The 13,148-nt window shown below is 72.0% G+C and carries 12 protein-coding genes; 2 read left to right on the top strand and 10 right to left on the bottom strand.

Features of this window, described 5'->3' with window-relative positions; genetic code table 11:
- Nucleotides 1–49: 49 nt before the first annotated feature.
- Nucleotides 50–1,006, bottom strand: a complete 957-nt coding sequence (locus tag ACFY0D_RS29505) for a fibronectin type III domain-containing protein (protein ID WP_390801068.1) — start codon at nucleotides 1,004–1,006, stop codon at nucleotides 50–52.
- Nucleotides 1,007–1,259: 253 nt separating this feature from the next.
- On the opposite strand from ACFY0D_RS29505, the gene ACFY0D_RS29500 reads away from it, so the two are divergent.
- Nucleotides 1,260–1,454, top strand: coding sequence for a hypothetical protein (locus ACFY0D_RS29500; RefSeq protein ID WP_390801067.1), 195 nt, complete (start codon nucleotides 1,260–1,262; stop codon nucleotides 1,452–1,454).
- Nucleotides 1,455–1,583: 129 nt separating this feature from the next.
- Nucleotides 1,584–3,149: a hypothetical protein gene (locus ACFY0D_RS29495; protein WP_390801066.1), complete on the top strand. Its 1,566-nt coding sequence runs from the start codon at nucleotides 1,584–1,586 to the stop codon at nucleotides 3,147–3,149.
- 66 nt (nucleotides 3,150–3,215) lie between these two features.
- Here ACFY0D_RS29495 and ACFY0D_RS29490 read toward each other — a convergent pair whose 3' ends face one another.
- From ACFY0D_RS29490 to ACFY0D_RS29450, 9 genes are all read right to left on the bottom strand, one after another.
- Nucleotides 3,216–4,352, bottom strand: a complete 1,137-nt coding sequence (locus tag ACFY0D_RS29490) for an LLM class flavin-dependent oxidoreductase (protein WP_390801065.1) — start codon at nucleotides 4,350–4,352, stop codon at nucleotides 3,216–3,218.
- A gap of 11 nt (nucleotides 4,353–4,363) precedes the next feature.
- On the bottom strand, nucleotides 4,364–5,410 hold the full coding sequence (locus ACFY0D_RS29485) for an LLM class flavin-dependent oxidoreductase (protein WP_390801064.1): 1,047 nt from the start codon (nucleotides 5,408–5,410) through the stop codon (nucleotides 4,364–4,366).
- On the bottom strand, nucleotides 5,407–6,807 hold the full coding sequence (locus tag ACFY0D_RS29480; protein WP_390801063.1) for an NtaA/DmoA family FMN-dependent monooxygenase: 1,401 nt from the start codon (nucleotides 6,805–6,807) through the stop codon (nucleotides 5,407–5,409). The genes ACFY0D_RS29485 and ACFY0D_RS29480 overlap by 4 nt, the downstream gene beginning before the upstream one ends.
- Before the next feature lie 47 nt (nucleotides 6,808–6,854).
- The gene (locus ACFY0D_RS29475; protein WP_390801062.1) at nucleotides 6,855–8,036 is read right to left on the bottom strand and encodes an LLM class flavin-dependent oxidoreductase; all 1,182 of its coding nucleotides are present in this window, start codon (nucleotides 8,034–8,036) and stop codon (nucleotides 6,855–6,857) included.
- Between the two features lie 128 nt (nucleotides 8,037–8,164).
- Nucleotides 8,165–8,926 carry a GNAT family N-acetyltransferase gene (locus ACFY0D_RS29470; RefSeq protein ID WP_390801061.1) on the bottom strand — a complete coding sequence of 254 codons (762 nt, stop codon included), beginning with the start codon at nucleotides 8,924–8,926 and terminating at the stop codon, nucleotides 8,165–8,167.
- A complete protein-coding gene (locus ACFY0D_RS29465; protein ID WP_390801060.1) occupies nucleotides 8,923–9,942 on the bottom strand; it encodes an ABC transporter substrate-binding protein in 1,020 nt (339 codons plus the stop codon). Before ACFY0D_RS29465 ends, ACFY0D_RS29470 begins: the two co-directional genes overlap by 4 nt.
- 60 nt (nucleotides 9,943–10,002) lie before the next feature.
- Nucleotides 10,003–10,809 carry an amino acid ABC transporter ATP-binding protein gene (locus ACFY0D_RS29460; protein WP_390801059.1) on the bottom strand — a complete coding sequence of 269 codons (807 nt, stop codon included), beginning with the start codon at nucleotides 10,807–10,809 and terminating at the stop codon, nucleotides 10,003–10,005.
- Nucleotides 10,806–11,819 carry an amino acid ABC transporter permease gene (locus ACFY0D_RS29455; RefSeq protein WP_390801058.1) on the bottom strand — a complete coding sequence of 338 codons (1,014 nt, stop codon included), beginning with the start codon at nucleotides 11,817–11,819 and terminating at the stop codon, nucleotides 10,806–10,808. Before ACFY0D_RS29455 ends, ACFY0D_RS29460 begins: the two co-directional genes overlap by 4 nt.
- A gap of 201 nt (nucleotides 11,820–12,020) precedes the next feature.
- On the bottom strand, nucleotides 12,021–13,130 hold the full coding sequence (locus ACFY0D_RS29450) for an aryl-sulfate sulfotransferase (protein WP_390801057.1): 1,110 nt from the start codon (nucleotides 13,128–13,130) through the stop codon (nucleotides 12,021–12,023).
- Nucleotides 13,131–13,148: the final 18 nt, after the last annotated feature.

The following is a 13,148-nucleotide window of genomic DNA, read 5'->3' as shown; positions in this document are numbered from 1 at the left end:
GCGATCTTCCCGTGCGGCCGTGCCGTTCAGGCCGGATCGGTGTCTTCTTTCACGCGACGAGTGTGATCCGCCGCTCCGCGGAGAAGGATCCCCAGTTGCCGTCGGGGAGTCTCGCCCGCAGTTTCACGGCCCAGACCGTGCCGGTCGGCTCGGCCACCGTGAGCCGGTGCTCCGCCCGGCCGCTGGGCACCGCACCCGCTCCGAACTGGATGACGGTCGTGGGCAGTCCGTTGACGTACAGCTCGTACTCGGTGGTCTCGCCACCGGTGTCCGGGGCGGTCCAGGTCAGTGTGACGGTGCCCGGGGCGGCGGTCGCGGCGAATGCGGCGGGGGCCGTGCCGGGACCGTCGCCGGAGGCGGGCGGGGTCGTCACGTCCACCGGCGGGCCGTCGGGGGAGGAGTTGTCCGCCCCGTCGCGGGCCCGGACGGTGAAGGTGTAGACGGTGTCCGGCCGCAGGGTGTTCAGGGCCGTGGCGCTCTCGCCGGGGCCGGCGGTGTGGATCCGGACGCCGCCCTGGTAGACGTCGTAGGCCGTGACGCCCGTGTCGTCGGTCGCCGCCGTCCAGGACACCTGGGCGGACCGGGGCCCGGTCGCCCGGGCGGTGGTGGCGGCCGGGGCGGTGGGGGCCGTGCGGTCCTCGGCCTTGGCGGCCGGGGTGGTCACCCGGGCGGCCGGGCCGGGGCCGGAGAGGTTCCCGGCGGCGTCCTTGGCCCGGACCGTGAAGGCGTAACCGGTCTGCGGGGCGAGGCCGGTGATGTCCGCCATGGTCTTCTCGGCGGGGAGTTCGCGGACGAGGCGGCCGGCTTCGAAGACCTGGTAGCCGGTCACCCCGTCCCGGTCGGCCGCCGCGTCCCACATGACGTGCACGCTGGTCGCGCTGCCGGCCTGGGCGGTCAGTCCGGCGGGGGCGGGCGGGGGTTCGGTGTCGGGCGCGGTGCAGGCTGTGATGCCGGTGATGCCTGCGACGGCCAGGCAGAGGGCGAGCGTGGGGGCGCTGCGTCGCACGGGGTGCCTTCCTCGGCTTCCTTAATGGTCTAGACATATATGGCACGGCGGGTGCGAGCCCGACAAGACCCCTGCGCCCGGTGGCCCGCGGAGTGCCCGGCTTCGTGTCCTTCCGCTCCCGCGCCGGTCGCTCCGCGACGTTCGTCAAGGACCGACCGGCCGTCACGGACGGTCAACACCCGTACGGCGGACATGTCTTTCGCCCGAAGGCACCCCCTCCTGCGCCACCATGGCGGCGAGTAAGGAGGTTTCGATGGTGATTTCCCTCTCGGTGGTCGTCCTGCTCCTCATCCTGGCCTGGATCTTCCTGCGCAGCGGCGGTCTGAAGTTCTCGCACGCCGTCGTCTGCGCGCTGCTCGGCTTCTACCTCGCGAGCAGCAGCATGGCCACGACCATCCACGACGGCCTGACGGCCACCGCGAACGTGGTGTCCAGCCTCCATCCTTGATCGACTGTTGCGCCTTCGTGAATCATCCGGTCCATCCATGGACTCCTCAAGCGGTGCGATCTAGCGTCTGGCGGCGGCGCGACATCAGACGCAATGTCAACAACGCTGAGAGACATGGAGGAAGCCCGGATGTTCCGAAGATCGCTGAACTGCGCCGTGCTGCCCGTCGTCGCCGCACTCACGGTGATGTACGGCGGCTCGCCGGCCCAGGCCGAGGAGATACCCAAGGCCCCCGGCCACCGCCTCGTCACCCACTACGACGGCGCCCCCGCGGCCGCCGCCCCCCTGCCCGGCGAGGCGCCGCCGCAGCACCCCTTCCTCGCGCCCAACGGCCGCAGCGGCATGCACTCCGACGCGGCGGGCAGCGCCACCTCCCCCTGGTCGGGGCCGCTCGGCAAGAACCCGAAGGTCACCAGCGAGAAGATCGCCGCACTCGGCGGCGAGTGCGCGACCGCGACCTTCGACTCGGCCGGCCGGCTCGTCACGGTGTGCGGCACCTTCTCCGGCTTCAAGGTCAAGCTCCTGGAGCCCCGTACGCTCGCCACGCTCGCGGAACACCAGCTCCCGCAGCGCTCCTCGACGGTCGAGGCGATCACCTCGCTCGACTTCGCGAAGATCTTCAAGGACACCTCGGGCGGTGCCTACTTCTACCTGGACAACCAGGACCGGGCCGTGCTGGCCGACTCCCGCCAGCACATCCTGCGCCTGGCCCACTCCCAGAACCCCGACGGAAGCTGGAAGTTCACGGTCGACAACGACTGGGACCTCACCGGGCAGGTCCCGCACGACTGCGTGACGTGGACCAACCTGTGGCCCAGCGGCACCTGTGACCCCGTCACATCCGTGATGCCCGACTGGAACGGTCGCATCTGGTGGGTCACCCGCCAGGGCCGGGTCGGCACGGTGGATCCGGCGACCTCGCGGATCCGCTCCGTCCAGCTGCGGGGCGAGGAGATCCAGAACTCCTTCTCGGTCGCCGAGGACGGTGTCTCCATCGTCTCCGACCACGCGCTCTACAGCTTCCGTGCCGGTACCGACGGCACCCCCGAGATCCAGTGGCGCCAGACGTACGACCGGGGCACGGCGTCCAAGCCCGGTTCGGTCAACCAGGGTTCGGGCACCACCCCGGACCTCTTCGGCCAGGACTACGTCGCCATCACCGACAACGCCGACGACCGGATGAACGTCCTGGTCTACAAGCGGGGCGTGGACGTCCCCGCCGACCGGCGGCTGGTCTGCAAGGTGCCGGTGTTCGGCTCCGGCGCCTCGACCACCGACAACTCCCTCGTCACCTGGGGCAACAGCATCGTCGTCGAGAACAACTACGGCTACGAGAACCCCACCACCCTGCTGCTGGGCAAGTCCGTCGTGGGCGGAGTGGCCCGCATCGACGTCCGCGCCGACGGCAGCGGCTGCGACACGGTCTGGGAGAGCGCGATCCGCGCTCCCTCCGTGGTCCCGAAACTCTCCACCGCGAACGGGCTGCTCTACTTCTACGAGAAGGAGCCGAACGCCTGGGGCATCGACGCCTGGTACCTCACGGCCGTGGACTTCCGCACGGGTGAGCGCCGCTGGCGGCAGCTGACCGGCACCGGTCCGCTCTACGACAACAACTGGGCCCCGATCACCCTCGGCCCCGACGGCACCGCGTACGTCGGTGTCTTCAACGGCATCGTCGCGGTCCGCGACAACTGACGAACGAGCCGCCCGCCGCCGGGTCCCTCCGGCAGCGGGCGGCTCTCGGCAGGATGTGTGACCTCCTCAGTGCGCCCGGCGGTGCCACTCCTCGGCGAGCAGCCGGTAGGAGTTCACCCGGTCCGCGTGTCCGTGCGTGATCGTGGTGATCAGCAGCTCGTCCGCGCCGGTCGCCGCCTGGAGCCGCTCCAGGTGATCGGCGACGGTCCGGGCGGAGCCGACGAACCGGGTCTCCAGCCGGTCGGCCACCAGCCTCCGGTCCGCGTCGGTCCACGGCAGGGCCCGGGCCTCGGCCGGGGTGGGGTAGGGGATGGCTCCCTCGGCCGTCCGGATGCTGCGGACCCAGGCCCCGTACCCGGTGGCCAGTTCGCGCGCCGTCTCCTCGTCCTCGGCCACCACCACGTCGGCGGACACCGACAGATACGGCCGCTCCAGCTCGGCCGACGGCTTGAAGGCGGCCCGGTACCCCGCGGCCGCTTCCAGTACCGCCGCCGGACTGACGTGGTAGTTGGCCGCGAACCGGAGCCCGTTGCGACCCGCCGTCTCCGCACTCACCCCGCCGCTGCTGCCCAGGATCCACACCTCCACGTCGGCCCCCTCGCCGGGGACGGCATGCGCCTCCACCCCCTCCGGCGAGCGGTACTCGCCCCGCAGCAGCGCGAGCACGTCGTCGACCTGCTCGCCGTACTCCTGCGGCTGGGCCCCCGGCAGGTTCAGCAGCTTCTGCTGGAGGGCCACCCGCGGATGGCCGAGCAGATGGGCGAAGGAGAACGGGTCGGGGATCCGCAGCCCGTTCGGGGCGTACCCGTCCACGACCGGGGTGACCGGCGGCTGCGGGCCCGGACCGTCGGACGGCCGGGGCCGGCCCGCCGAACGGCCCAGCCCCAGGTCGATGCGCCCGGGATGCAGCGCGTCGATCAGGCCGAACTCCTCGACGGTCGACAGCGCCGTGCGGTGCCCGAGCTGCACCGCGCCGGAGCCGAGCCGGATGGCCGAGGTCGCGGAGGCGGTCAGCGCGAGCACGACCGCCGGGGAGGTCCCGGCCACCCCGGGATTGAGGTGGTGCTCGGCGAACCAGTAGCGGGCGTAGCCGAACTCCTCGGCCCGCCGCGCGAGATCGATGCTGTGCCGCAGGGCCTCGGCGGCGGTGGAACCGGACGGGACGGGGACGAGGTCGAGGACCCCGAGAGGGATGCCGGGCATGTCCGGGCTCCTTAAAGGTCGGGGAAGCAGGGGTCGGGTATCGCACGGCGCAGGACCGGCGCGATGTCCGACTGGAAGAGTTCGAGCGAGGCGCGGTGGTCCGCCTCGGCGAGCCCGCCCGCCTCGGCCTGCAGGTGCAGGGCCGTGTGGCCGAAGGCCTCGTGGTAGCGGTGCACCTTCTCGATCACCTGCTGGGGGCTGCCGATCAGTGCCGAGCTCCGCTCGACGAAGTCCTCCAGGGTCGGGAAGACGGGGGCCGTGCCCAGCTGCCCGTGGAAGGCGAGGTAGCGCGCGAACGCCGGCCGGTACGCCGCGACCGCCAGCTGCGAGGTGCGGGCCGCGTGGTAGCCGGCCGTGCCCGCGCCGACCACCGCCCGGGCCGGATCGTGCCCGTAGTGCTCCCAGCGCTCCCGGTAGTGGCGGATGAGCTCCGCGTACGGGCCGATCGGGTGGGTGACGTTCGCCGAGAACAGCGGGTCGCCGTAACGCGCCGCGAGATCGACCGACTCCCGGCTCGTGGCACTGCCGTGCCAGACCCGCAAGGCCCGCTGGAACGGCCTCGGCAGCACCTCCGCACCGCTCAGCGCGGGCCGGAAGCGCGGCTGCGCGCTCACCTTGTCCTCCCGCCAGATCCGGCGGAACAGCTCGTAGCCCTCGGCGTTGCGTTCCCACTGATCCTCGGGGGACACCTGGAACAGCTCACGCTGCGCCGTGCCGTTGCCCTTGCCGATCATCAGCTCCAGGCGCCCGTCGCTGAGGTGGTCGAGCGTCGCGTAGTCCTCGTACGCCCGCACCGGGTCGAGCAGGCTCAGGGTGGTGACGGCGGTGAACAGCCGGATCCGGCGGGTGAGCGCGGCGATGTGGCTGAGCACCACGGGCGGCGAGGAGGACAGGAAGGGCCGCTCGTGGCGCTCGCCCACGCCGAAGCCGTCGAAGCCGAGCTGCTCCGCCAGCAGCGCGGCGGCGACCACCTCGCGGAACCGCTCCCGGGCGGGCTTCAGGCCGCCCGTCGCCGGGTCGGGGGAGTCCGTGATCAGGGTGATGGCGAGGAATTTCACGAGGCCGGGGCCGGGGCCGAAGCCGGAGTCGGGGCCGGGGCCGGGGCCGGGGCCGGAACCGCGAGGCCGAGGTGGTCGCGCAGGGTGGTGCCCTCGTACTCGGTGCGGAAGACCCCCCGCTCCTGGAGCAGCGGTACGACGGAGTCCGCGAAGCCGTCCAGACCGCCCGGGGTGATGTGGGGGACCAGGATGAATCCGTCGGCGGCGTCCGCCTGCACCAGCGTGTTGATCGACTCGGCGATCGTGGCGGCCGAGCCGACGAAGGTCTGGTCGGCGGTGGCCCTGATGACCAGCTCGCGGATCGACAGGTTCTTGGCCCGGGCCAGCTCGCGCCACTGCCGGGCGGTGGCGAGCGGATCGCGGAACTGCCGTACGCTCGCCCGCCCGAGGGCGATGGTGTTCTCCCCGACCCGGGGGTCGACCTCGGGCAGCGGACCGTCCGGGTCGTAGGCGGACAGGTCCCGGTTCCAGACGTGCTCCAGGTACTTGATCGCGGTCTGCCCGCTGACCTGGAGGCGGCGCACCTCGTGCGCGATCTCCCGCGCCTGCGCGTCGGTGTCCCCGAGGACGAAGGTGGCCGCGGGCAGGATCTTCAGCTGGTCGTGCGTACGGCCGTGCCCGGCGAGCCGGCCCTTGACGTCCGCGTAGAACTCCCGTCCCGCGTCGAGGGTCCCGTACCGGCCGAAGATCGCGTCGGCGCCGGCGGCGGCGAACTCCCGGCCCTCCTCGGAGTCGCCCGCCTGGAAGATCACCGGACGGCCCTGCGGGCTGCGCGGCACGTTGAAGCGGCCCTCGATGTCGAAGTGCCGGCCACGGTGGGCGAAGGCCCCGGCCCGCGCGTCGCGCAGGAAGGTGCCGGACCCCGCGTCGGCGGCGATCTCCGAGCCGTCCCAGGAGTCGAACAGCTCGGTGGCGGTGGCCAGGAACTCCTGGGCGCGGGAGTAGCGGTCCTCACGCGGCAGGAATCCGCCGCGCCGGAAGTTCTCGCCGGTGAAGGCGTCCCAGGAGGTGACCACGTTCCAGGCGGCCCGGCCCTGCGAGAGGTGGTCGAGCGTGGCGAACTGGCGGGCCACCTCATAGGGCTCGTTGAAGGTGGAGTTGATGGTGCCGGTCAGACCCAGGCGGTCGGTCACCGCGGCCAGGGCGGCGAGCACCGTGAAGGTGTCGGGCCGGCCGACCACGTCCAAGTCGTATATCTCACCGCCCTGTTCGCGCAGCCGCAGCCCCTCCGCGAGGAAGAGGAAGTCGAACTTGGCCCGCTCGGCCGTCTGCGCGAAATGGATGAACGAGTCGAAGTCGATGTGGCTGCCGGCGGCCGGGTCGCTCCACACGGTGGTGTTGTTGACGCCCGGGAAGTGGGCCGCGAGATGGATCTGCTTGAGCGGCTTGCTGCTCATGGTTCGTCCTTCCGGAGGGTCCGGGCCGGCGGCGGGCCGGGCCGTGATCAGGCTGCGGGCCGCGCGTAACGGTTGGCCGGGCGCTCCAGCCCGAGCAGGCCGCGCAGGGTGTCCGCCTCGTACTCCTGGCGGAACGCCCCGCGCCGCTGCAGCTCCGGCACCAGCCCCCGGGTGATGGCGGGCAGGTCGTGGGCGATCACACCCGGCCGCAGCAGGAAGCCCGACAGGCCTGCCGAACGCCGTTCGAGGAGCAGGTCCGCCAACTGCCCGGGGCTCCCGGTGAAGACGGCGCCGTCACCGTCGTACGGGGCACCCGCGAGCGCGTCGAGGCGCTCCAGGCGTGCGGCGGCCGCCGGAGCGTCCGCGTCGAGGAACACGGTGAGGTCCCCGAAGAGGTGCAGCGGTTCCGCCGCGAGCCCGGTCGCCTCCCGGGCCCGCCGGATCGCCGCCACGGCGGCGCGCGTGCCGCCGTCGTCGCGCGCGGCCACGTATCCGACCTCGGCGGACCGGGCGACGAGCGCGTACGAGGCCTCGCCGTCGCCGGACGCGCTGACGACGGGCTGTCCCTGCGGCGGGCGCGGGGTGATCGACGGACCCCTGACGCTGAAGTGGCGGCCCTCGAAGTCGATGTGGTGGAGCTTCGCGCGGTCGACGAACCGGCCCGTGGCCACGTCCCGGATCTCCGCGTCGTCCTCCCAGCTGTCCCACAGCCGCCGGATCACCTCGACGTGGTCGGCGGCCTCCGCGTACAGCTCCGCGTCCGCGAACGGAGCGGTCCGCCGCCCGAAGTGCCCTGCCTCGTGGGCGAGCCCGGACACCTGGATCCGCAGTCCGGCCCGGCCCCGGCTCACGTGGTCGAGCGTGGCGATCGCCTTGGAGATGTGGAAGGGCTCGGTGTGGGTGGCCGTCACGGCCGGGACCAGCCCGATGTGCCGGGTCAGGGGTGCGACGCGGGCGGCGGTGAGCACCGCGTCCAGCCGCCCGCGGACCCGGTCCGTGCGCGCGTCGGGTCCGGTGGGCGAGGAGGACTGGAGGGCGAGGCCGTCCTCGAAGGTGATGAAGTCGAGAAGCCCGGTCTCGGCCTCGGTGGCGAGACCGGCCCAGTAGCGGGCGGTGAAGAGCTCGGCGGGCCGGGCGCCGGGCTCGCGCCAGGCGGCCGGGTGCCGGCCCGCGCCGTCGAGGGCGACGGCGAGGTGCAGGGGCGCCGGGGACGATGAGGAAACGGACACGGAGAATTGCGCCTTCCTGCTCGGCGTACGGAAAAGGGAAGCTGATGCGGGATCACGTAATTCGGCCCGTCATCAATTTCTTTCGAAAACGCTACGCCCGATAGCGGTGCCATACAATGACCGGAATATTAAGAGAAGTTGGCAGCGGTGTTGCCCGGGGCCCGGACGGCCAGGAAGAAGGGCCGGCGGCGCAGGGTGAAGCCGATCGACTCGTAGAGCCGGATCGCCCGCGTGTTGCTCGCCGCGGTGTGCAGGAACGGGACCTCGCCGCGCTCCCGGATGCCCGCGGCGACGGCCCGCACCAGCCTCGTCGCCAGGCCCTGGCCCCGGTGGTCGGGATGGGTGCACACCGCGCTGATCTCGGTCCAGCCGGGCGGACGCAGCCGCTCTCCGGCCATCGCGACCAGCCGGCCCTGCCGGCGGATGCCGAGGTAGGTGCCCAGTTCGACGGTGCGGGGCAGGAAGGGCCCGGGCTCGGTCAGCCGGATCAGCGCGAGGACTTCCGGCACGTCGGCGGCGCCCAGCCGGACCGCCTCCGGGGCCGGCTCGGCGCGCAGCGAGGTGTCGACGAGCTGGACGCCCTGGATCCGCCCGACGGTCTCCCAGCCGTCGGGCGGGGTCAGCACCCCGGCGAGCGAGGCGACCTCGCCGTCGCCGGTCAGCGCGCGCAGGTCGGCCCAGGAACGCGGGTCGCCCGGGTCGGCGAGGGCGGCGAAGGGCGAGACGTCCGGGGAGTAGCGGGCGGCGCGGGCCGCGCGGGCCGCGGGGGCGCCGTCGGCGGCGCCGCCCGCCGGGTACTCGGCGAAGGCGGTGTGCGCGCCGGACAGGGAGGCCCAGGCCGGGTTGTCCAGGACGTGGGGGGACAGCGAGGTGTGCGCGGGGGTGCTCATGAGTTGCTCAGGGGCAGGCCGGGCGGGTTGACCTCCGAGGTCTTGACGGCCTCGTTGGACAGGTTCCAGGCCGCCAGCAGCTTCTCGTACTGGCCGTTCTCGATCAGGTGGTTGACGGCCGCGGCCACCGGCTCGGCCAGCCCGCTGTCCTTCTTGGCGGTCGCCGCGATCAGGCCCTGCAAGGACTCGCCGGCGCCGGAGAAGGCCCCCGCGTTGCGCGTGGGGGTGCTGCCGTTCGCGGTCTGGGTGACGTGGTAGGCGATGGAGGGGTTCGGGGCGAAGTTGATGTCGATCTTCTTGCCGCTCAGGGCGAGGAAGACGCTGTTGGTGTCGGGGAAGTACTTGACGGTGAGGTCCTTGCCCTCGGCCTGCAGCTTCTTCTGCCACTCCAGGAGGATCTTCTCCTGGTTGGTTCCCGAGCTGACGGCGACCGTCCTGCCCGCGAGGCTGCGGTAGTCGCCGTCGAAGTTCCAGGGGCTGTCCTTCAGTACCTCGAAGGCCAGGTTGTCCTGCCGGTACGAGGCGAACTCGTACTTCTTCTTGCGTTCCTCGGTCACCGTGACGTTGGTGAAGGCCACGTCGACCTTGCCGCTGTCGATGCCGACGAAGAGGTTCTCCCAGGTGGAGTTCTTCACCACCGGCTTGAGCCCGAGGGCGGCGGCCACCAGCCGGCCCAGGTCCGGCTCCGCCCCGGTGAGCGTCTTCTGGTCGGTGCCGAGGTAGGCGAGCGGCGGGAAGCCGGCGGGGAGCGCGCCGACGCCGACGACCAGCTCGCCCCGTTCGCGGACGGCTTCGGGCAGCCGGGCGCGCAGCGACTCGACGACGGGGACGGACAGTTCGGTCTGCCGGGCGGCGCCGTTGGACTCCGCGCCGACGGTGACCTTGCCGGAGGCCGTCGCCGTCCCGGTGGCCTCGGCGTCACCGCACGCGGTGAGTCCGCCGGCGAGGGTCACGGCGGCCGCCGCGGCGCCGAGGCCGCGCAGGAGTCCGACGCGCAGGGTGAGCTCGTGGTGCATGGCGTTCCTTTGCGGGAGTGGGAGTGGGAGCTAGGGAGGGGGGAGGGGGGAGGGGCGGGGTCACAGGACCTTGCTCAGGAACTCCCGGGTGCGCGGGTGGGCGGGCCGGTCCAGTACCAGCGCGGGCGGGCCCTGTTCGACCACGCGCCCGTCGTGGAGGAAGACCACCTCGTCGGCCACCTCGCGGGCGAAGCCGATCTCGTGCGTGACGATCACCAGCGTGGTGCCCCCGGTGGCCAGCTCCTTGATCACGGACAGCACCTCGCCCACGAGCTCCGGATCGAGCGCGGACGTGGGTTCGTCGAAGAGGATGACCCCCGGCCGCAGCGCGAGGGCACGGGCGATGGCCACCCGCTGTTGCTGCCCTCCGGACAGCTGCCGCGGATAGGCGCCGGTCCGGTCCCCGAGCCCGACGCGGTCCAGCAGTTCCCGTGCCAGGGCCTCGGCCCCGGCGCGGGGGAGCCGCCCGGTGGCGACCGGAGCCGCGGCGACGTTGTCCAGCACGGTGAGGTGCGGGAAGAGGTTGAAGTTCTGGAAGACGAAGCCGATCCGGCTGCGCTGGGCGAGGATCGCCCGCTCGCTCAGCTCCTTCAGCCGCCCTCCGTGCCGCCGGACGCCGATCGGCTCGCCGCCCACGCTGACGTACCCGGCCTCGGGCCTCTCCAGGTGGTTGATGACCCGCAGCAGGGTGGACTTCCCCGAGCCGGAGCGCCCCAGGACGACCGTGACCGTGCCCGGCGGGACCGTCAGGTTCACCCCGTCCAGGACCGGCCGGCCCGCGAACCACTTGTGCACGTCGTGGACCTCGATCGCGGCGGGTGGCGCGGCGAGAGCATCGGTCGTGGTCGTGGTCGTGGTCGCGGTCATCGGGCCGTCTCCTTCCGGTAGCGGACCCGCAGCTCGCGCAGGGCCGCCCGGACCCGCTGCGCCGGGGTGGGCGGCAGCGTGCGCAGCGCACCGCGCGCGTAGTACCGCTCGACGTAGAACTGGACGACGGAGATCAGGCTGGTGAGGATCACGTACCAGGCGGTCGCCACCAGCAACAGCGGCACCACGTCGCCCGAGTAGGTGCCGGCCAGGTTCTGCACCGAGCCGAACAGGTCGAGCAGGGACACGTAGAAGACCAGAGAGGTGGCCTTGACCAGCCCGATCAGCAGGTTCACGTACGAGGGGACGATCGCGCGCAGCGCCTGCGGCAGAACGATCCGGGTGAACCGGTAGCGCCCGGGCAGTCCCAGCGCGGCCGCCGCCTCGTGCTGGCCCTGGTCCACGGAGAGCAGGCCCGCCCGTACCACCTCGGCCGCGTACGCCGCTTCGGCCAGGCTCAGGCCCACGACCGCGATGACCATGTCGGGGGCCGGCCGGGACTCGTCGAAGGCGAGGAAGGCCGGTCCGAACGGCACCCCGATGCCGAGGGTGGGGTAGAGCGCCCCGAGGTTGTAGAGGAAGAGCAGGACGACGATCAGCGGCACGGAACGCAGCAGCCAGACGTACGTCCAGCTCACCGACCGCAGCACCGGGTTGGCGGAGAGCCTGGCGAGGGCGAGCAGAACACCGCCGGCCAGGCCCAGCACTGCGCTGTACGCGGCCACCTGGAGGGTGATGAGCAGCCCGTCGAGGATGACGGGCCGCAGGAACCAGTAGGCGAAGCGGTCCCATTGGTAGAAGGGGTTGGTGAGCAGCCCGTGCGCGGCCTGGGCGGCGAGCACCAGCACGACGCCGGTGGCGAGCCACCGCCCGGGACGGCGGAGCGGGCGGACCCGCTCGGCCGGCGCGGGCGGGCCGGAAGGGCCGGTGGGCGCGGCGAGGACAAGGGATTCGGTCACGGACACTCCAGCAGCTTCGACAAATCGAAGAATCGAAAAAGCAGCCGTCATGCCGGAAAGAAGAGGCCGCCGATGTCGTTATCTGCGGCGTAAACTAGGCAGCCCGGAGAAGGGCTGTCAACGTTCCTGATCGGTATCCGGATAAGCGTGCGGCAATTTAATCAGCCGTACATGAAACGCCTTCCGGCGCAATAATTCGGGGTGCATGGAGCGTGTGGGGCACGGGGGACTGACGGGGCGTGAGGGTCTGTCTCACAGCCAGGGGATCTGCTCCGCGGCGTACCGGTAGGCGCGGAAGACCGAGTTCTGGGCGCCGGCCGAGGACTCCAGGCCCACGCCCTCCCCGAAGGACCGGAACTGCGGGACCACGAACTCCCACACGACCTCCCCGCCGGGGGTCACCTCGAAGAGCCGTCCGAAGGAGCCTTCGGCGATGAAGGTGTTGCCGTTCGGCAGGCGCTGGGCGCTGGACATGTACGGGCTGAAGAAGTTCTGCGGCGGGTTGTCCTCGTACGCCCACACCTCCTTGCCGGTGGACGGGTCGAGCTCCAGCACCCGCGAGTACGGCACCGAAGTGGTGTCGCGGTAGGTGCCGTTGTCGAAGACCAGCAGGGTCCCGCCGGGCAGTTCGTGCGGATGGTGCTGCTGGGCCAGCACGTCCGGGCCGATGCGCCACCGCACGGACCCGTCGGCGCGGTCCACCGACACGGTGGTGGACGCACTGCGGAAGCCCACCACGATCGAGCCGTCCGCACTCTCGTTGACGGTGTTGGCCATCGGCCAGTGGTTGCGGGCGAAGTGCGGGTTCAGCGGCACCTCCTCCGGATCCAGGTGCTCGATGGCGGCCCAGCGCCACACGATCTCCCCGTCCCAGGTCAGTTCGTACACCACGTCCCCGTAGATCACCCCGCCGGGCGCCTCGGATCCGGGGATGCCGCCCCGGATCCGGGCCGCGTCGGCCGGGTCCAGCGGCTCGACGGCCCCGATGATCAGGTTGCCGTTGCGCAGGAGCGAGGCGTCGTGGTGGTGGAAGGGGTGCCGGACCTCGCGGATCACCGTCGAGTCCGCGGCCAGCTCCTGGAAGATGCCGCCGTGGTAGACGTCCCAGATGGGGAAGAGGGTCGGGCCGCCGGTGTCCTTGGCCGCGTAGAAGAGGTTTCCGTTCGGCAGGATCTGCGCCTGGCGGCCGGGCGGGTGCGGGGAGTTCCAGGTGTGGACCGGCCGGCCCTCGATGTCGACGAGGTGGATCTCGCCGGCACTGGTGATCGGCGTGTAGAGGGTGAGGCCGCCGTAGCTGCGCTCGGGGTCGTGGGCGATCAGGCCGACGCCGCGGCGGCGCAGGGTGTTCTGGTCGACGGTCATGGGATCTCTCCTGGGTGG

It is taken from the genome of Streptomyces sp. NPDC001502, assembly GCF_042894785.1.
Taxonomy (GTDB): domain Bacteria; phylum Actinomycetota; class Actinomycetes; order Streptomycetales; family Streptomycetaceae; genus Streptomyces; species Streptomyces kutzneri.
This window is presented reverse-complemented; position numbering and strand designations above follow the sequence as displayed.

Coding starts and splice junctions, on each gene's coding strand:
- ACFY0D_RS29470 (WP_390801061.1), bottom strand. CDS start 8,926: ATGAGCACCCCCGCGCACACCTCGCTGTCCCCCCACGTCCTGGACAAC.
- ACFY0D_RS29490 (WP_390801065.1), bottom strand. CDS start 4,352: ATGCCCGGCATCCCTCTCGGGGTCCTCGACCTCGTCCCCGTCCCGTCC.
- ACFY0D_RS29465 (WP_390801060.1), bottom strand. CDS start 9,942: ATGCACCACGAGCTCACCCTGCGCGTCGGACTCCTGCGCGGCCTCGGC.
- ACFY0D_RS29495 (WP_390801066.1), top strand. CDS start 1,584: ATGTTCCGAAGATCGCTGAACTGCGCCGTGCTGCCCGTCGTCGCCGCA.
- ACFY0D_RS29480 (WP_390801063.1), bottom strand. CDS start 6,807: ATGAGCAGCAAGCCGCTCAAGCAGATCCATCTCGCGGCCCACTTCCCG.
- ACFY0D_RS29500 (WP_390801067.1), top strand. CDS start 1,260: ATGGTGATTTCCCTCTCGGTGGTCGTCCTGCTCCTCATCCTGGCCTGG.
- ACFY0D_RS29450 (WP_390801057.1), bottom strand. CDS start 13,130: ATGACCGTCGACCAGAACACCCTGCGCCGCCGCGGCGTCGGCCTGATC.
- ACFY0D_RS29460 (WP_390801059.1), bottom strand. CDS start 10,809: ATGACCGCGACCACGACCACGACCACGACCGATGCTCTCGCCGCGCCA.
- ACFY0D_RS29455 (WP_390801058.1), bottom strand. CDS start 11,819: ATGACGGCTGCTTTTTCGATTCTTCGATTTGTCGAAGCTGCTGGAGTG.